Origin of the sequence: Pseudomonas sp. UMAB-40 (assembly GCF_900095275.1) — a bacterium.
Classification (GTDB): Bacteria; Pseudomonadota; Gammaproteobacteria; order Pseudomonadales; family Pseudomonadaceae; genus Aquipseudomonas; species Aquipseudomonas mandelii_B.
Genome location: NZ_LT607559.1, coordinates 23,136 through 39,831, shown reverse-complemented (window position 1 = coordinate 39,831; position 16,696 = coordinate 23,136). Strand labels below are relative to the sequence as shown.

At 59.4% G+C, this 16,696-nt stretch carries 18 protein-coding genes and 1 pseudogene; 6 read left to right on the top strand and 13 right to left on the bottom strand.

Annotated elements, in window-relative coordinates; genetic code table 11:
- Positions 1-16: 16 nt before the first annotated feature.
- Positions 17-1,633: an inorganic phosphate transporter gene (locus tag K0F88_RS14035; RefSeq protein WP_219095433.1), complete on the bottom strand. Its 1,617-nt coding sequence runs from the start codon at positions 1,631-1,633 to the stop codon at positions 17-19.
- 160 nt (positions 1,634-1,793) lie between these two features.
- Positions 1,794-2,816: a transporter gene (locus K0F88_RS14030; RefSeq protein ID WP_219095432.1), complete on the bottom strand. Its 1,023-nt coding sequence runs from the start codon at positions 2,814-2,816 to the stop codon at positions 1,794-1,796.
- 283 nt (positions 2,817-3,099) lie between these two features.
- Between K0F88_RS14030 and K0F88_RS14025 the strand changes: the two genes are divergently transcribed.
- On the top strand, positions 3,100-4,722 hold the full coding sequence (locus tag K0F88_RS14025) for a methyl-accepting chemotaxis protein (RefSeq protein WP_219095431.1): 1,623 nt from the start codon (positions 3,100-3,102) through the stop codon (positions 4,720-4,722).
- Between the two features lie 49 nt (positions 4,723-4,771).
- Here K0F88_RS14025 and K0F88_RS14020 read toward each other — a convergent pair whose 3' ends face one another.
- The 3 genes from K0F88_RS14020 to K0F88_RS14010 form a co-directional block, all read right to left on the bottom strand.
- Positions 4,772-5,950 carry a GAF domain-containing sensor histidine kinase gene (locus K0F88_RS14020; RefSeq protein ID WP_094471080.1) on the bottom strand — a complete coding sequence of 393 codons (1,179 nt, stop codon included), beginning with the start codon at positions 5,948-5,950 and terminating at the stop codon, positions 4,772-4,774.
- A gap of 137 nt (positions 5,951-6,087) precedes the next feature.
- Positions 6,088-6,393, bottom strand: coding sequence for a PepSY domain-containing protein (locus K0F88_RS14015; protein ID WP_010457288.1), 306 nt, complete (start codon positions 6,391-6,393; stop codon positions 6,088-6,090).
- A gap of 219 nt (positions 6,394-6,612) precedes the next feature.
- On the bottom strand, positions 6,613-7,740 hold the full coding sequence (locus tag K0F88_RS14010) for a glycerophosphodiester phosphodiesterase (protein ID WP_219095430.1): 1,128 nt from the start codon (positions 7,738-7,740) through the stop codon (positions 6,613-6,615).
- Between the two features lie 235 nt (positions 7,741-7,975).
- Here K0F88_RS14010 and K0F88_RS14005 point away from each other — a divergent pair, with 235 nt between their 5' ends.
- Positions 7,976-8,302 (top strand): DUF2025 family protein, encoded by a 327-nt coding sequence (locus K0F88_RS14005; protein ID WP_219095429.1) that lies wholly within the window; start codon positions 7,976-7,978, stop codon positions 8,300-8,302.
- A gap of 123 nt (positions 8,303-8,425) precedes the next feature.
- On the opposite strand, the gene K0F88_RS14000 is transcribed toward K0F88_RS14005, so the two are convergent.
- Both K0F88_RS14000 and K0F88_RS13995 read right to left on the bottom strand, forming a co-directional pair.
- Entirely contained in the window at positions 8,426-8,749 is a 324-nt protein-coding gene (locus tag K0F88_RS14000) for an antibiotic biosynthesis monooxygenase (RefSeq protein ID WP_094471083.1), read from the bottom strand.
- Positions 8,746-9,453, bottom strand: a complete 708-nt coding sequence (locus tag K0F88_RS13995) for a CTP synthase (protein WP_094471084.1) — start codon at positions 9,451-9,453, stop codon at positions 8,746-8,748. Before K0F88_RS13995 ends, K0F88_RS14000 begins: the two co-directional genes overlap by 4 nt.
- A gap of 15 nt (positions 9,454-9,468) precedes the next feature.
- On the opposite strand from K0F88_RS13995, the gene K0F88_RS13990 reads away from it, so the two are divergent.
- Entirely contained in the window at positions 9,469-10,410 is a 942-nt protein-coding gene (locus tag K0F88_RS13990) for a LysR family transcriptional regulator (protein ID WP_219095428.1), read from the top strand.
- Positions 10,411-10,417: 7 nt separating this feature from the next.
- Here the strand turns inward: K0F88_RS13990 and K0F88_RS13985 are convergent, their stop codons facing one another.
- Positions 10,418-10,954 (bottom strand): DUF1003 domain-containing protein, encoded by a 537-nt coding sequence (locus K0F88_RS13985; RefSeq protein WP_219095427.1) that lies wholly within the window; start codon positions 10,952-10,954, stop codon positions 10,418-10,420.
- Between the two features lie 139 nt (positions 10,955-11,093).
- Positions 11,094-11,702 carry a TetR/AcrR family transcriptional regulator gene (locus K0F88_RS13980; protein WP_094471087.1) on the bottom strand — a complete coding sequence of 203 codons (609 nt, stop codon included), beginning with the start codon at positions 11,700-11,702 and terminating at the stop codon, positions 11,094-11,096.
- 211 nt (positions 11,703-11,913) lie between these two features.
- On the opposite strand from K0F88_RS13980, the gene K0F88_RS13975 reads away from it, so the two are divergent.
- Positions 11,914-12,972: an MBL fold metallo-hydrolase gene (locus K0F88_RS13975; RefSeq protein ID WP_219095426.1), complete on the top strand. Its 1,059-nt coding sequence runs from the start codon at positions 11,914-11,916 to the stop codon at positions 12,970-12,972.
- Here the strand turns inward: K0F88_RS13975 and K0F88_RS13970 are convergent.
- From K0F88_RS13970 to K0F88_RS13960, 3 genes are all read right to left on the bottom strand, one after another.
- The gene (locus K0F88_RS13970; RefSeq protein ID WP_141213502.1) at positions 12,960-13,232 is read right to left on the bottom strand and encodes an XRE family transcriptional regulator; all 273 of its coding nucleotides are present in this window, start codon (positions 13,230-13,232) and stop codon (positions 12,960-12,962) included. The genes K0F88_RS13975 and K0F88_RS13970 overlap by 13 nt on opposite strands.
- Positions 13,233-13,243: 11 nt before the next feature.
- On the bottom strand, positions 13,244-13,561 hold the full coding sequence (locus K0F88_RS13965) for a helix-turn-helix transcriptional regulator (protein WP_094471089.1): 318 nt from the start codon (positions 13,559-13,561) through the stop codon (positions 13,244-13,246).
- 93 nt (positions 13,562-13,654) lie between these two features.
- Positions 13,655-14,422 (bottom strand): helix-turn-helix transcriptional regulator, encoded by a 768-nt coding sequence (locus K0F88_RS13960; RefSeq protein WP_094471090.1) that lies wholly within the window; start codon positions 14,420-14,422, stop codon positions 13,655-13,657.
- Between the two features lie 112 nt (positions 14,423-14,534).
- Here K0F88_RS13960 and K0F88_RS13955 point away from each other — a divergent pair, with 112 nt between their 5' ends.
- Both K0F88_RS13955 and K0F88_RS13950 read left to right on the top strand, forming a co-directional pair.
- Positions 14,535-15,350, top strand: a complete 816-nt coding sequence (locus tag K0F88_RS13955) for a sulfite exporter TauE/SafE family protein (protein WP_094471091.1) — start codon at positions 14,535-14,537, stop codon at positions 15,348-15,350.
- A gap of 142 nt (positions 15,351-15,492) precedes the next feature.
- Positions 15,493-16,188, top strand: a complete 696-nt coding sequence (locus tag K0F88_RS13950; RefSeq protein WP_219095425.1) for a hypothetical protein — start codon at positions 15,493-15,495, stop codon at positions 16,186-16,188.
- Between the two features lie 30 nt (positions 16,189-16,218).
- On the opposite strand, the pseudogene K0F88_RS32385 reads toward K0F88_RS13950, so the two are convergent.
- Positions 16,219-16,696, bottom strand: a pseudogene (locus K0F88_RS32385) (hypothetical protein); the annotation flags it as partial.

Here is a 16,696-nt window from a genome sequence, read left to right as displayed (position 1 = left end):
GGGGTATGTGGTGGGGCTAGAAGAGTTGGGTAAACAACCAATACAGGCTGCCCGACAACAGAATCGCCGCCGGCAAGGTCAGCACCCAGGCCATCAGCAGGTTGCGGATGGTCTTCATCTGCAAGCCGCCGCCGTTGGCGACCATGCTCCCGGCCACCCCCGAGGACAACACGTGAGTGGTCGACACCGGCAAACCGAACATATCCGCCGCGCCGATGGTCAGCATGGCCACGGTTTCCGCCGAGGCGCCCTGGGCGTAGGTCAGGTGAGTCTTGCCGATCTTCTCGCCGACCGTCACCACGATGCGCTTCCAGCCGACCATGGTGCCCAGCCCGAGCGCAATCGCCACGGCGATCTTCACCCACAGCGGAATAAAGCGCGTCGAGTTATCGATCTGTTGCTTGAACAGTTGCAGCTTGCCGCTGGTGTCGGCGTCGAAGTGGCCGACTTTGTTCTTGTCCATCAGGCGAATGGTTTCGCTGGTCAGGTACATGTCGTTACGCACGTTGCCCACGGCCTCGGCCGGCACTTTGGACAACGAGCCGTAACCCTTGACCTCTGCGCCGATGCTGCCCGTGAGGGCAGCAAGGGCCGGGATCAGTTGCGGTGTGGCTTCCTTGCTGCGCACGTATTCGGAGAGCACCGGGCGCGGATCGGCCGGGGCCGGCATCGGCGCGCTTTTCACCAGCGCTTGCTGGGTGACTTCGGCGACGGCGGCGAACTGCAGCGCCTGGTCGGCCGGCATGGTGCGGTTCAGCGCATAGGCCATCGGCAGGGTGCCGACCAGAATCAGCATGATCAGGCCCATGCCTTTCTGTCCGTCGTTGGAACCGTGGGCGAACGAGACCCCGGTGCAGGTCACAATCAACATGCCGCGAATCCACCACGGCGGTGGCGTGTTGCCGACCGGTGCCTTGTACAGTGCGCGGTTCTTGACGAATGCACGCAAAGCCAGCAACAACAGCGCGGCAAAGCCGAAGCCGACCAGCGGCGACAAGAGCAGCGCGTAACCGATCTTGGTCGCCTGCGCCCAGTCCACGCCGCTGGTGCCGTCGTGGCCGTGCATCAGGGCATTGGCCACGCCGACGCCGATGATCGAACCGATCAAGGTGTGCGACGACGAGGCGGGCAAGCCCAGCCACCACGTGCCGAGGTTCCACAGGATCGCCGCGATCAACAAGGCGAAGATCATCGCGAAACCGGCGGAGGAACCGACTTGCAGAATCAACTCCACCGGCAGCAGGGCGATGATGCCGAACGCCACTGCGCCACTCGACAGCAGCACCCCCAGGAAGTTGAAGAACCCGGACCAGGCCACCGCGAAGTTCGGCGGCATCGAGTTGGTGTAAATCACCGTGGCCACGGCGTTGGCGGTGTCGTGGAAACCGTTGACGAATTCAAAACCCAGTGCGATCAACAGCGCCACGCCCAACAGCAGAAACGGCGTCCAGGTGGTGACCACCGTGCCGAGTTCGTTCATGTCGTGCATCAGGCTGTAAGCGGTGAACAACAGCCCGCTGGCCAGCACCCCGAAAAACACCACGAGGGTGAACAGGCTGGGTTTTTTATCGAATTGGGGCCTGGCGCTACGGGCGGGAGCCTGGGTTTCGGCGGTGTAGGAGGGCGTAGCCATGAAGGACAATCCTGAGGAAGGAAGGAGTGTCCGTCATGATCGTTGCCAAATGTTACAGAGAGACTGCCTTGGGTCAGGGTTTGGGTTGTTTGCTGATCCGTTAATCAGAATTCACTTCGGTTTTGAGGCTCGCCACAGGGGTTTGATGGCGTTTTGAGGATCAATAATCCTGGCGCTTGCGAAACGCCCAACGCCCCGCAATCACGGTAAACGTCGCGACCAGCGCCACCAGAATCCAGAACCCCTCTGGATCCCCCGACAATGGCACCCCACCCACGTTCATGCCAAAAAAACCGGCAATGATGTTGATCGGCAGCGCCAGCACCGTCACCACCGTCAGGGTGAACAGCGTGCGGTTGCTCTGCTCGTTCAGGTTGGCCGCGATCTCTTCTTGCAACAGCTTGATCCGCTCACCCAGCGCCGTGAGGTCGTTGATGATCAGCGCAAACTCCTCGGTGGACTTGCGCAGCTCCTTCACGTCCTCCTTCTGCAACCACTGCGGCGGCCGGTTGAGAAGTCGCAACAACGAACCCGGCTCCAGCGCCAGCAACCGTTGCAGACGCACCAGCACCCGGCGATTGGCACCCAGTTCTGCACGGTTGGTCGACAGCCGTGATGACAGCAACTCATCTTCGATCTGATCGACACTGAGGCTGGTCTTGCGCACGATCTGGGTCAGCACCTCGCCCTGATCGCGCAGCAAATGCACGAGCAATTCCAGCGGTGAACGAAAGCACTCACCGGCCTTCACCGAGGACCGCAGCTTGTCCACCGAGTGCAGCGGTTGCAGGCGGGCGCTGATGATCAGCCGACTGCGGGCACAGACCCAGAGCGTCGACACATCCGACGACACCATGCTGCTGAGGTTGAACACCACATCGTTGACCACGGCCAGCAACGCCGAATCCACATGTTCGATGCGCGTGGATCGAGACCCTTCGTGCAACGCTTCGAAAAATTCGTCCGGCAGTTCCAGATGGCTTTTCATCCAGCGCTCGCACGCGGCATGCGCGAGGTTCAGGTGAAGCCACAGAAATTCATCGCTGTCGTCCGGTTGTTGCAGGCATTGCAACGCCTTGGCCGAGTCGATCTCCCGACCACGCTCACCGGGGCGAAAACTGAAACCGTAGAGCAGACCAAACAGGTCCGGGTCGCGATGGCTTTGGTCGATGCTGTGGTTCATGAGGGCTCGCAAGAGGGGCAATCGCTCGATGTAGCAGGGTGACGGCTGGGTTCACTTGAGCCGCATCATCGCAAGCCTGGATGACGATTTTGTGACGAAAAAGTGACCGCAAACGATTGCGTTGCCGGTGGTCGGATACATCTCAAGAACCGCTCTGGCACGCCGATCACGCTTAGGTTAAGTTGCGCGCCCTCGGCCAGCCGCCGACGTCGCAGACAGGGAAGTCCGGACACCTTTCACGCTTGGTTACGGCGTGTCTCACCCCTGTCATGAGTATTACTCGATGCTGCAAAAATCCCTGAGAGCACAAATCCTCGCGTTGCTGAGCGGCAGTCTGTTGGCGATGTTGCTGATCGCGCTGGCTTGCTTTCACTTTCTGTCCAGCGGTGTTCAGAGCTACGCGAACCTGATCGAAGGCCCGTTGCACACCTCGCAGTTGATCGACGAAGCCAACCTGCAATTCAAGGTGCAGGTACAGGAATGGAAAAACGTCCTGCTGCGTGGCAAGCAACCGGCCGACCTGGACAAATACTGGAAGCAGTTCGAGGACCGTCAGCGCGATGTGCAGGGCATTCTCGGTGAGCTCGCCGGGCAAAAAGGTATCGAGCCGCAACTGAAAACCCGCATCGAACGCCTGCGTGACGAACACCGTCTGCTGGGCGCTGCCTATCAAAAGGGCCGTGATGCCTATGTGGCGGCCGGCGCCGACCCAACGGCTGGCGACGCTGCGGTCAAAGGTGTCGACCGTGCCGCCAGCGAACAGATGACCGAATTGGTCAGCGAATTGCGCAAGCAGGGGGCCGAGCAATCGAAGCAGATCAGCGCCGATGCCGATCGCACGGTGTTGCTGGGGATCATTGTGATGCTCGCCTCGGGTCTGTTGATCGGCCTGTTGAGCCTGTGGCTGGTCAACCGCAACCTGGTTGAACCGATCCGCAAACTGATCGACTACGTCGCGCAACTCAGCCAGGGCAAGTTTGCCGACCGCGTGGCCAGCACCCGTCAGGATGAGCTGGGCAAGTTGGCGATCGCGGCCAACACCTTGCGTGATTTCCTCGCCGAAACCTTCAGCCGTTTGCAGCGCAGCGCCAAGGACCTGGACAGCGCCAGCGGTGAATTGAATTCGATCGCCGGCCTCATGGCCAGTGGCACCAACGAGCAGTTCAACCGCACCGATCAGGTGGCCACGGCGATGAACGAAATGTCGGCCACCGCCCAGGAAGTCGCCCGTCACGCCGCCGATGCGGCACGTGCCGCCGACGATGCCGACCAGTCCGCCCAGCACGGCGAAAAAGTCATGCAGGGCACCATTCACACCATCACCCGGATGCGCGGCGAAATCGCCAATACCGCCACGGTCATTCGCCAGCTGGAAACCGACAGCGGACGCATTGGCAAGGTGCTGGAAGTGATTCGCGGCATCGCCGAACAAACCAACCTGCTGGCGCTCAACGCGGCGATCGAAGCGGCCCGTGCCGGTGAAGCCGGACGCGGTTTTGCGGTGGTGGCCGATGAAGTGCGCAGCCTGGCCCAGCGCACGGCGGCGTCGATCATCGAGATCAACCAGATCATCCAGACCGTGCAAACCGGTGCGGTGGACGCGGCTCAGGCGATTGAAAGCGGCCAGTCGCGCAGCGAAGAAAGCGTCGAGCAAGTGACCCAGGCTGGCGCCATGCTGGAGCGGATCACCCATGCCGTGGAAGCCATCCGCGACATGAACCGCCAGATCGCCACCGCCGCCGAAGAACAGACCTCGGTGGCCGAGGACATCTCACGCAACCTGACTGAAATCACCAGCATTGCCAGCACCAACCTGGACAACGTGCAGCGCACCGAAGCGGCCGGCCGTAATTTGCATGGGTTGTCGGGGCAGTTGAATGAAGTGACGGCGCGTCTGAGCGCTTGATGGCAGGGGCTGTAGGCCCGAGTCGGTACGCAGTCGATCTCGGTCCTGCTTAAATCTGTACGGGAAGGCTAAAGGTAAACGTCGTGCCCAGTTGCTCGGTGGAGACGACGTTCAGCTTCCCACCATGGGACTGCGCAATCTGACTGGCGATGTACAACCCCAACCCGAGCCCGGTCTGCGGTGTTCCGCTGGCCGGTCGCGAGTAAGGGCGAAACAGATGGGGCAATGCTTCCTCGGCGATTTGCCCCTGATTTTTTACGCTCAGCACGAATTGCCCATCCTTGATCTGCGCGCTGACGTCTACCGAGCCCTCGGGATCGCCATGGGCAACGGCGTTCGCCACCAGATTGGAAAGCAACTGCGCGACCCGCTCGCGATCGCACTGAATGCCGTGCAGGTCGCCGATGGTGGTGTGGAGGGTGCGTTGGGGATAGATGTTCTGGACTTCTGAAATCACGTGCCGCAAGGCGTCGCCCAGGTCCGGGCACGGTGCGATGTTCACCGGAATGCCACTGCCCAACGAACCACGAGCGAAATCCAGTACGTCATCGACCAGCCTGGTCGCACGCCGGGCGCTGGTGAGGATGTGCCGGGCCCTTTGCTGATTGGCCGGGTCGGGGAGTTTGCGCAAGAGCATTTCGGCGCCGGCGCTGATGGCGAACAACGGGTTGCGCAGGTCATGGCCGAGCACGGCGATGAACTGTTCGCGCAGCTCGGTGTTCTTGCGTTCCGCGATCAGTGCCGCTTCGGTTTTTTGCAGGTTTTCTTCGGCCTCGATCTGCAGCGCCAGCATCCGCGCAAAGGATTCCATGGTGCTCTGGATCGTGCTGGACTTGAGCGGCGCAGGATTGGGATCAAGGGCGCAGATGGTGCCGAAAAAACGCCCGTCGGTGCGGAAGATCGGCACGGCAATGTAGCTTTCGAATTGATAGAGGCGAGGCGTGTGGTGATCGCGGTAGAGCGGGTCTTCACTGGCGTTGTCGATTACCACCGAATGATGCGCCTGGCGAATTTCGTGGCACAGGGTCGTGACCACATCCAGCTCGCCGCCGACCTGCAAACCGAAGTCCAGTTGATCGAGTACGGCGCAAGCGGTCCACGAGTCTTCGGTGACGCGGGCCACTGCGGCGAAACGCAGCCCCGTCAGTTCACGGATCACCTGGAGAATCGCCGGCACCGCGCTGATCCGACCGATTGTGGCAATGTCTGCTGCCGCTGTTTGCCCCATATCAATCAATCTCTGCGTAATCACCGTTGAGGGATTCTAGCGGGCTGGTGCCGTAATGGCGCGTGTTGATTGCGTGAATGCGGCATGCAAAAAAGCCGCACGATCCGAAGATCGTGCGGCTTTGTTTTATACGGGTATCAGGTGTCTTGTTTGTCGCTCAGGACTTTGCCGGTGGTGGCATCGAAGTCCACGTCGAATTCTTTGCCGTCAGCGGTTTTCAGTTCCACTTCGTACTCGTAGTTGTTGAAGTGGTTGTCCAGGTCGGTGTCGGTGATGGTCGCACCCGGGTGCAGTTTCAGCGCCGCCTGGTTCATTTCTTCCAGTGGCTTGATCTTGCCGCTCTTGACCAGCTCAGGGATCTGGTCGACGCGAACGTCAGCCTGAGCCAGGCCAGCGGTGAGGGTCAGGGCAGCAGCAGTGAACAGGGCAGTCAGGGTTTTCATGAGGTTCTTTCCTTGGGGTGATCTGTTTAAGTGAGTCCAGATTAACTGTGGCAACTTAATTCACCCTTAATTCCAAAGACCGTGTCGTTTGGAAGATTTCGCGGACAAGCCTCGCTCCTGCAGGTTCCGGGGTTGCCACAAAAATGTCGGCATCCAAAAATTCTGTGGGAGCGAGGCTTGCCCGCGAAGAAATCGACGCGGTGTCGTGTCAGCTACCGATCAATACCCATTGTTCTGCAGCAACTGCCCAACGGTGCCCGCCGCCGGGCGTTTGTAGAACTTCAGCAATTCGCTGGCGCGGTTGGTGAAGATGCCATCCACGCCGGCGTCCATGACTTTCTGGTAATCAACCGCTTCGTCGATGGTGTAGACGTGCACCAGCAGGCCTTGATCGTGGGTGTACTGGTTCATCCACGGTTTCACCAGGTCCGAATAGCTCTGATCGCCACCCTTGGTCAACGCGGCCGAAGGACCGGTGCCGATCGCACCCTGGGCCTTGGCGTACTCGACCCATTGCTGGAACTCGGCTTTGTCTTTCGGTTCCTGTTTGGCGTAGTAAGTGGCCTTGTCCTTGTCGCCGGACTCGGCAAACGTCACTTTGGATTTCGGCTCGATACTGCCTTCGCCAACCCATAACAGCAGGATCTTCGGCACTTGCGGCATTTCCTTCTCGAGCAGTTCGAGGCTGCTCTTCTCGAAGGTTTGCAGCACGACTTTGCCTTTGCCCTGGCCGACCGCCAGATTGCTTTTCGCCAGTTTGGAACCGGCCGGGCTTAGCCAGCCGCGATCCTGCAATTTATCCTTGAGGTCGCGCTCGAGGCCGGGGAATTGCTTTGGCTCTTTGGTCTCGATGTACAGGCCGGGCTTGTGCAGTGGATTGCCCTGGGCGATGTCGATGATTTCGTCGAGGGTCAGGATCTTCAGGCCGACGAAGGAAGGACGTGCGCGATCCGGGTATGCGGCGTTGAACCAGCTACCGGCATCCAGGGTTTTCAGTTCGGCGAGGGTGAATGCGTTGGCCGGGCTGTCCTTGCGATCGGGGAATTTGGTGGCAACGTCGGTGGTGCGTTGCAGGTTGTTGTCGTGCAGGGCGAACAGCACGCCGTCCTTGCTGCGTTGCAGGTCCAGTTCCAGGTAGTCGGCGCCCAGGTCACGGGCCAGTTTATAAGACGCGGCGGTGGATTCCGGTGCATCGTAGGACGCGCCACGGTGGGCGATCACCGCCGGGTGCGGGATGCCCAAACGGGTTGCCAGAGCCGTCGGGCTGGGCTCGTTGGCGGCCTGTGCCTGGCCGAAGCCCAGCAGCATGCTCAGCAGCAGGGCGCTTTTGGTGAAGGTAACAGGCATGTTCGAGGTCCTTTCGCGTTGAGTTTTCAAAGACGTCTCTTTTAACAACTGAGCGCCGCCAGCGCTATCGCCAGACCGACATAAACGTGTTTAAAGCAGATTTTTTCAGCGCTTTTGTGCAGTTCTTTGCAGTACTCTTGGCCCCGGCGTTTCCCCGGCAGAGGGAAATCCGATTGCTTGTCCTTGCGTGTAAACCATCGTTCACCGGTCGTTAACGACCTTTTGTGAGGTTTATATGCGCATCACTTCCGAGCTTATCTGCCAGGCCGCCGACCAACTCAAAGGCTTCGTCGGCCTCAATCGCAAGACCGGCCACTACATTGTGCGTTTCAGCGAAGACTCGTTTGGCATGGACGTGGCGGATGACGGGATTATTCCCACCAGTGAATTTGTCTGGGTATCGGGACCGCAACAGGCCATGACGCTCAAGCGTGAGTTGATTCAATTGTTGCTGGACCAGAATATCGATGACCGGATCAATGTGACCGAGCCGTTGCGGGTGTACATGAATCGGCGGGAAGTGCCGGAGATTTCGGCGGTGCGGAGTCTTGTTCAGGGCTGAGGCTTTTGTGGTGTTTGTGCTGGCCTTATCGCGGGCAAGCCCGCTCCCACAGGTTATGTGTCGTACACAAAACCCGTGGGAGCTGGCTTGCCTGCGAGGGCGGCATAAAGGGCAGCACAACTGTTACTGCTGAAACCGATAGTCGCGCTCAACCTTGCACACCCGCGTATGACACGCCGAATACCACGTCGACCGCCCCCGATCACGAATCTCACTGTGCTCAGGATGATGTTTCCACGCCAGAATCGCTGCCTCGCTGGCCCAGTACGACACCGTAATCCCCACCCCATCTTCGCCCCGAGCCGACTCAACACCGAGAAACCCCGGCTGCTCACGGGCCAGTTCCACCATGCGTTCGGCGGCCTCGGCGTAGCCTTGATCGCCGTCGGTGCGCAGAGAGGTAAAAATCACCGCGTAGTACGGCGCTGATGGCGTATCGGCAATCATGGCTGTTGCCGCTTGCAGGCTTCAACCAACGCCCGTGCCAGCGGCGGTAGCGTGCCCTTGAGCGCGGCGCGTTCGGGTTGGAACAGGGTGGCGACGAAAAACGGATGACCCTGGAGCTCCACCGCCCGCAAGTCGCCGGTCGAGTCATGGCCAACGGCGCACAACTGTTGGGTCAATAACTCACGCTCGAACGCCGGATTCACGCCATAGCGGCAGCGGTATCCCTCAACGATCTCAGCGCTTTCGTACACATTGGCGATCAACGAGCCTTTGACCAGATGAATGTTGTCCGTTGCTTCCACCAATGAACAGGTCAGCGGCGTGAGTAACGTGCGTGCTGCATCGGGATGGGTTTCGCCGTGTTCGGCGTCTTCCCAACCCAACACGTTTCGGGCGAACTCAAGCACCGCGTGTTGAAAACCGCCGCAGGTGCCGAGGAACGGTCGCTGCTGTTCTCGGGCAAAACGGATCGCCCGCAACGCGCCGTCCATGTCGCGGTAAGGGCTGGCGGGCACGCACCAGAAACCGTCGAAGTGGTGTAACGGGGTGGCGGCGTTGATGTGATCGGTGGCCAGCCACTGAAATTGCACCTCCACGTTCAGCTGTTCGGCAGCCATGCCGAGCGCCACGGGAATGGCTTGGTGGGCGGTGACCTGTGGGTCGTAGTCACCGATCAGGGCGATGCGAATGGCGGTGGTTTCCATGAGTGATCTCGACGCTTGTTGATTCCTGGCACCCACTATAGATTGGCGTTCACGCATTCAATATTGGCGTTATCCCAAGTGATCAATGCAGCGACGCACTATCGACTCGACTACCCAGACCTGGCGCTGATTCTCGCCTTGGTGCGCGGCGGCTCTCTGGCCCGGGCATCGGCGCTGTTGAAAGTCGACGTGTCGACGGTGTTTCGCGCGGTTCGCCGACTGGAATCCGCGCTGGGTCAGCAACTGTTCGAAAAAAGCCGTGCCGGTTACCTGCCGACCACGCTCGCCCAGACCCTGGCCGAGCAAGCCGAGCGTGCGGAACAAGCGCTGGACGCGGCACGCATTGGGGTGGAGCAGGGCGGTGAAGTCATCAGCGGCACGGTGCGGCTGACCTGTACCGACTCCGTTCTGCAAGGGTTGCTGCTGCCGGCGCTGGCGCAGTTCATGCCGTCCTACCCGGCGCTGACCCTCGAACTGAGCACCTCCAACGACTTCGCCAACCTCAGCCGCCGCGATGCCGACATCGCCTTGCGTCTGACTCGCACACCGCCCGGGCATCTGGTTGGCCGACGACTGGCGGATATTTCCTATCGGGTCTGTGCCAGCGCGGCGTACCTGAAATCGGTCGATCCTGAAGACCTGGCCTCGCTGACCTGGATCGCGCCAGATGACTTTCTACCCGACCACCCCACCGTTGCGTGGCGGCGCCAGCAATTGCCCGGCGTCACGCCCGGTTATCGCTGCAACAGCATGTTGTCGGTGACCGAGTTGGTGCGTGCCGGGCTGGGCGTCGCGGCGTTGCCGGACTTTTTGATCGGAGACCAACTGCAACCGCTGACCGGCCCGTTGCACGGCTACGACACCGCCCTATGGTTGCTGACACGTCCGGACTGCCGCGCGTTGCGTTCGGTGGTGACCTTGTTTGATGAGTTGGGGCGGGCGCTTCGATTGCCGTGACCGGGTGCTAATCCTTCGGATGATCTTTCACTAAATGCTGATGCATTTCCGAGGTCAGGTTCTCGATGCGTTCGGTCAGGGTCTTGGTCATTTCGGTGAGCCGGGTGTTTTGCTCAAGCAACGCCAGCAGTTGCGCGGTGTTCTGCGCCGCTTGTGCCTGGCGTTCGCTGTTGGCCACGGCGAGGGATTCGCGGTGCAGGGCGTCGGCGTCGGACTGGGCTTTGTCCCGCGCGGCCTGACGGGTCTGGGCCAGCAGAATCAGGGGCGCGGCGTAAGCCGATTGCAGGCTGAACGCCAGGTTGAGCAGGATGAACGGGTAAACGTCGAAGTGGGTCACGCCAAAGACATTGAGGCAGACCCAGAGCACCACAATCAGCGTCTGGGCGCCCAAAAAGGTCGGTGTACCGAAAAACCGTGCAAAGGCCTCGGCGCGCAGGGCAAATTTGTCGTTGCCGAACGTCGGCGCCAAGTGAGCGTGGGCGCGGTGGAAGCGCAGGTGATCGACGGCAGCGGCGGGTTTGGTTTCGTGGGTCGGGGTGGTCATGATGCTCTCTGCATGGCGCTGGGACTGACGCTCACTATAGCCCCAGCGCCAGTTTCATTCTGAAACACATTGCTGCGGTTTATTCAGCGCGTCCCGTGATTGATCTTTCGGCAGAGATTGTCATTTATGGCAGCTCGATTCAGCGCTGATAACAGGCCAGGAACATGTCCAGCGCCGACTCCACCACGGTGCTTTGCATTTCGTCTGACAGCGCCGGGAGCCCCATGGAAATCTGCGGCCAGAACGCAAAGGATTTGAGCATTCCCTGGATCTGCTGCGCGGCAAATTCGGGGTCGACCGGTTTCAATCGACCGTCCGCCTGGGCGGCGCGAATCCACACAGTCAGACCCTCTTCACGCTCACCCATTCGGGCCACCATGTTCTGCGCGCGCTCGGGAGAATGGATGGTGGCAGCAATCGCCACCCGCGCCAGGTCGAGAAAATTGTCATCGCCCAGCATCTGCAATTTCGCCTGCAACATCAGGCGCATTTGCTCGCGCAGGGGCAGGTCAGGGCGGTAGGACGTTTCCTGCTCTGCCGTCACCCGCGCCCACAGTTGATTGAGGATTTCGGCGAACAATTCTTCCTTGCTGGGGAAGTGGTTGTACACCGTGCGCTTCGACACGCCAGCAGTGGCGGCGATCTTGTCCATGCTGGTGATGTCGAAACCGTTGGCACGGAATTCGGCAATCGCCGCCTGGATGATCGCTTCGCGTTTTCGGTCGGTGAGGCGCTGTGGAGCTGTCATAAGTACGCTTCGGCAGTGGGCAGAGAAGAATTACACTCGGCAGTTTACTTGTGATCGGCTTTGATGCAACCTAGAAACTACACTGTGCAGTGTAATGTTTCGTTAATCCTGCACAGTGAACAATAGAATCTTCGGCTGATGCGTGCGTGCTTTGGCCAATTATCGTCCCACCGTGAAATACCGCTTTGCGGTTTTCTGGAGTCACTCAGTCATGGCCAATTCAATTTCCCCTGCGGACAATGCCTCCACGCCTGAAGCTTCCCGTCAGGCACAAGGGCTGTTCCAAAATCATGTGCCTGTGCAACGTGAAGGCTTTCGAAAGATGCTGCGCATCATGTGGAACATGATTTTCCACAAACCGCGCAACACTCGCCCGACGGCGTCCGTCCCGGTGCAAGCCCTGACCCAGGCCGCGTTGATTGCGGCCCCCAACCACAGCGTCTATCGCCTCGGCCACTCCACCGTACTGCTGAAACTGCGGGACAAATTCTGGATCACCGACCCGGTCTTCGCCGAGCGCGCTTCACCCGTGCAGTGGGCCGGCCCCAAGCGTTTTCACCAGCCACCGATCAGCCTCGAAGAACTGCCGCCGATTGAAGCGGTGATCCTGTCCCACGACCACTACGACCACCTTGATTATCAAACGGTGCTCAAACTCGCGGATAAGGCCAACTACTTCCTGACCCCACTGGGCGTGGGCGACACCCTGATCAAGTGGGGCGTCGATGCCAGCAAAGTGCGCCAACTCGATTGGTGGCAGGGCACGGAAGTGCATGGCATCCAGTTCATCGCCACACCGTCGCAGCACTTTTCCGGGCGCGGTCTGTTCGATGGCAACAGCACGCTCTGGGCCTCGTGGGTGATGATCGATGGCGACACGCGGATCTTCTTCAGCGGCGACAGCGGCTATTTCGATGGCTTCAAACGCATCGGCGAACAGCACGGCCCGTTCGACCTGACCCTCATGGAAACGGGCGCCTACAACGTCGAGTGGCCGCACATTCACATGCAGCCTGAGGAAACCCTGCAAGCGCACATCGACCTCAAAGGGCGCTGGTTACTGCCGATTCACAACGGCACCTTCGATTTGTCGATGCACGCCTGGTTCGAGCCCTTCGACCGGATTCTCGCATTGGCCTGGGAACGCAATGTGTCGATCACCACGCCGCAAATGGGCGAGGCGTTCAACGTCATGTATCCGCAGCGGGGAAGAACCTGGTGGTCCGGACTGGAAAATGAAAGCGATCAGGTTGCCACTCAGAACGCCTGATCCTCTGCCGTCGGGCCGCTCGCCATGGAGCGGCCCGCGATCTTCGCCACCGTCAGGTCGCGAACGTTTCCGTCGAGAATTTCATCCATTTCCCCCGCTGACAGCCCAAGCCTTTGCGCCGCTTCCACCTTGCCCAACTGACCGGTGTCGAGCAGCATGCCTATCTTCATGAGGTATTCGGCCTTGGCCCTCATCTCACCCACATCGGCAGCACCCGAAGACGGATCACCGCGCCTGTCGCATTCATTGATTCCATTCATCTGCTGACTCCTCACTCAACCATCGCGTAGTCCGCCCGACCCACCGGATCAGGCGTCGACCCTCTCACATTCATCCCCCGACCCGGCGCAAATCCCGGGAAGAACACCAGGCCTTCGGATTCAAACCGATACGCCAACGCCAGCCGGGTGACATCCAGCACATCGCGTTCATCCTCAAATCGAACAATGGCGTCCACGGAGACACCGGACTCCTGCGAGAGCTCTTCCACGCTCCAACCCAGCATCGCTCGGGCCTGGGCACAGTGGGCCGGGGTGAATTGGAAAAGGGCGATACGTTCCAGGGTGATTTTCATCGCAAGAGAGGCCATGGTGTTCTCCGGGCTCGAGAGTGCTAATCCAAAAAGTACTGTTGTTTTGTACAGTTGTTTTGCGCCCGGATCAAACTCATTTTTTGATTTTTGCTATGTCGCCCCCTCCATCCAGACGGACGGTGCCTGTCCCAATACGCGGCGAAACATCGTCGAGAATGCTGCCGGGCTGTCATAACCGAAATCCAGCGCAATACGCGTCACCGGCGTACCCGCCGCCAACCGCGCCAGGGCCAGCACCACACAGGCCCGCTGGCGCCATTGGCTGAAACTCAGGCCAGTCTGCTGGCGGAACAGCCGATTGAACGTGCGCAAGCTGATGTGCAAATGATCGGCCCATTGCTGCGGCGATTGATGCGCATCCGGCCGCTGCAAAAAGCCTTGGCACAACCCCAGCAATCGCGCGTCGACCGGTAAAGGAATGTGCAACGGCAAGTGAGCACTGCGCGCCAGTTCATGCAGCAGCAAGTCGATCAGCGCGCTATCGCGCCCGGCCTCGTCATACGCCAGCGGGATCTCCACCGCCTCCATCAACAAGTGCCGCATCAACGGCGACACACTGATCACCTGGCAACGATCCCCCAGATCAACCACCCCGGGTTCGATATACAAACTGCGCGTGCTCACCCCCAGCATCAGCACCTCATGCGCCACCCCCGCCGGAATCCACACCGCCCGCTGCGGCGGCACCACCCAATTGCCGTCGTGCGTGCTGACCTGCATCACCCCCGTCGCGCCGTACAGCAGTTGTGCTCGCCGATGCGTATGACGGGGCAACACATGGCCGTGGGAATAATCCGTACCGACCGCCACCACCGAGCGGGGCGTGTCATCCAGCAGATTGATCGAAACATTGCGCATTGAGCGGTTTCCAGCAGTTGGCGTAAACGCGAACATTATTGGCTGACTTGCTGAAGCAGGCCAAGGCGCATCGTTCTATTGTCGACCGCTCTCAATCAATGGACGACGCGTGATGTTCTATCTCCTGCTGGCATTTTTCGGGTGCGTGACTGGCGTCACTGCGGTGCTGTTCGGTTTCGGCGGCGGCTTCGTTGTGGTGCCATTGCTCTATCGCATGCTCATGGCTAGCCATGGTGCCGATGACCCCGTCAGCCAATCGGCAATGCACATTGCCGTGGCGACTTCGACCTGCGTAATGATCGTTAACGCATTCATCGCCACCGGCAAACACCGTCGCGCCGGTAATCTCATTCGTCATTATCTGTGGCCGCTGGGCGGGTTCATCGGCCTGGGCGCAATCGTCGGAGCGGTCGCCGCGATGTGGGTGAGTGGCGAGGTGATTCGTTATGCCTTCATCGCGTACCTGGGCGTGACCATCGTCGATTGCCTGTTCCGACGCGGTTTTCTGACAGCATCCGACACCGCAATCCCACGACGATTGGGGAGGGCGGAAGTGTCTGGCGGTGGCGTAGGAATCGGCGCGATCGCGACGTTTCTCGGCGTGGGTGGCAGTGTCATGACCGTGCCGTTATTGCGTCGATGCGGATTGAGCATGAGTCAAGCGACGTCCATGGCCAATCCGCTAAGCCTGCCGGTGGCGTTGGTCGGGACGCTGACTTACATGGCGATGGCGGGGGTTACCGAGTTTGATCTGGAAGCTTGGTTTATCGGGTATGTGGATCTGATGGCGTTTGCGGTGTTGACGATGGGATCGTTGGTGGGGATTCGGTTGGCCACGCCTTGGATCGGGCGGATACCGGATCGAACACATGCGCGGGTGTATATCGGTTTGCTGGTTTTGGTGATGCTGAGTATGTGGGCCAGCTAAATCACCGCTCTATTTCAGGGTTGGTATCCGCAGTTTTTTTCGCAAGAATGAATTTTTGCGCTGACATCATTTTTCGCGGGAGGATGTCATGTCCGTGCGAGGGGACTGACCATCACACGCAGTATTAATCACAGGACTAGGGATGTTGATCTTCAATTGCACCGAAGCTGCCAGCAACTTTTTCAGTCGCGTCCACAAGGGCAAGAAAATCAGCCCAGTGGAGAAACCACCATCGCCCGTTATCGAGGACGATGAGCCAGTCCAATCCGCCGAACAGTGGCTGGTCCACGCCATCACCGTGCAACGCAAACACGTGTTGTTCGTCATCCACGTGCAAACCCGTTATTGCATGATTTTCGCGGACGCGAAAAAAGCGGATATCGACGGTTTTGTTCATCGTTTTGCCGAGCGTTGGATAAACGGGCTGATGCGCCATGCGGGGCAGCACGACATCCTTCGCTGGATCGATGACGAGCCGATGATGGAGCGTTTCCTGAAAAGTTGCGGTGAGTACGTGTTTTACAAACGCGGTCATCGCGGTGCGCAAAAACACCTCAATGAAATTTCCTGGGTATTTGAGGATTACGCCGCTGAATGGGGAACGTTGCCCTCGGACGAGTTCTCGGCCGCGCGCTTCGATGGCGATATGAACGACGCCCCACGAAGTAGCAAAGTGCACAAGGACAATTACTACCCCGATGAGGAAATGATCGTTCATTGGTTGCGCCGTTATGGCGGCCTGGATGAGTCTACGGTTCAGGCAGCCCGTGAGCGGCGTATGGAAGTAAAACGGGAAATATGGGCGTTCGAAAGGCAGCTTAAACTCGAAGCGCAATGAGCTGTGGTGATAACGCCGCAGCCCGGTTTTTTAACCCTTGAACCCCGGCGCCTCACGAATAATAAAGTGATCCAGGTTCTCAATATTCGCACTGAACACCCCGAACGTCTGTTCGGGGTTTTTCTTGCTCGGCACCTGCTTCAACTCCGGCGTGACGCCATAAAAGAAGCAATACAACTCGGCCTCACTGTCGATGGCATGCTTGATCTCTTCCAGAAACGCTTTGCGCTTGCGGTAGTTCTCGATCAGCTTCTTGCTCAGGTAAACGTTGACCGAATACGGCTTCTTCTTCGCCTCATCCGCCTGCTTGAACCAGACCTTCTGTTCGAAATCGATGCGAAAGCTCTGGGTGTAATCCTTGATCTCCTTGATCTTGCCCCAGTAAATCAGCCCTTTGTTGTCCGTCAGGTATTCGATCTTCTTGAAGAACGACCCATAAGGCGCCGTGTGCTCGCCAATCTTCAGCGGCATGCGCTTGAGCAGGTCCTTGTCTTCGAAGTTCGACACA

Excerpts from the sequence above, each read along its gene's own strand:
- K0F88_RS14035 (WP_219095433.1), bottom strand. The coding sequence starts at position 1,633 with ATGGCTACGCCCTCCTACACCGCCGAAACCCAGGCTCCCGCCCGTAGC.
- K0F88_RS14030 (WP_219095432.1), bottom strand. The coding sequence starts at position 2,816 with ATGAACCACAGCATCGACCAAAGCCATCGCGACCCGGACCTGTTTGGT.
- K0F88_RS14025 (WP_219095431.1), top strand. The coding sequence starts at position 3,100 with ATGCTGCAAAAATCCCTGAGAGCACAAATCCTCGCGTTGCTGAGCGGC.
- K0F88_RS14020 (WP_094471080.1), bottom strand. The coding sequence starts at position 5,950 with ATGGGGCAAACAGCGGCAGCAGACATTGCCACAATCGGTCGGATCAGC.
- K0F88_RS14015 (WP_010457288.1), bottom strand. The coding sequence starts at position 6,393 with ATGAAAACCCTGACTGCCCTGTTCACTGCTGCTGCCCTGACCCTCACC.
- K0F88_RS14010 (WP_219095430.1), bottom strand. The coding sequence starts at position 7,740 with ATGCCTGTTACCTTCACCAAAAGCGCCCTGCTGCTGAGCATGCTGCTG.
- K0F88_RS14005 (WP_219095429.1), top strand. The coding sequence starts at position 7,976 with ATGCGCATCACTTCCGAGCTTATCTGCCAGGCCGCCGACCAACTCAAA.
- K0F88_RS14000 (WP_094471083.1), bottom strand. The coding sequence starts at position 8,749 with ATGATTGCCGATACGCCATCAGCGCCGTACTACGCGGTGATTTTTACC.
- K0F88_RS13995 (WP_094471084.1), bottom strand. The coding sequence starts at position 9,453 with ATGGAAACCACCGCCATTCGCATCGCCCTGATCGGTGACTACGACCCA.
- K0F88_RS13985 (WP_219095427.1), bottom strand. The coding sequence starts at position 10,954 with ATGACCACCCCGACCCACGAAACCAAACCCGCCGCTGCCGTCGATCAC.
- K0F88_RS13980 (WP_094471087.1), bottom strand. The coding sequence starts at position 11,702 with ATGACAGCTCCACAGCGCCTCACCGACCGAAAACGCGAAGCGATCATC.
- K0F88_RS13975 (WP_219095426.1), top strand. The coding sequence starts at position 11,914 with ATGGCCAATTCAATTTCCCCTGCGGACAATGCCTCCACGCCTGAAGCT.
- K0F88_RS13970 (WP_141213502.1), bottom strand. The coding sequence starts at position 13,232 with ATGAATGGAATCAATGAATGCGACAGGCGCGGTGATCCGTCTTCGGGT.
- K0F88_RS13965 (WP_094471089.1), bottom strand. The coding sequence starts at position 13,561 with ATGGCCTCTCTTGCGATGAAAATCACCCTGGAACGTATCGCCCTTTTC.
- K0F88_RS13960 (WP_094471090.1), bottom strand. The coding sequence starts at position 14,422 with ATGCGCAATGTTTCGATCAATCTGCTGGATGACACGCCCCGCTCGGTG.
- K0F88_RS13955 (WP_094471091.1), top strand. The coding sequence starts at position 14,535 with ATGTTCTATCTCCTGCTGGCATTTTTCGGGTGCGTGACTGGCGTCACT.
- K0F88_RS13950 (WP_219095425.1), top strand. The coding sequence starts at position 15,493 with ATGTTGATCTTCAATTGCACCGAAGCTGCCAGCAACTTTTTCAGTCGC.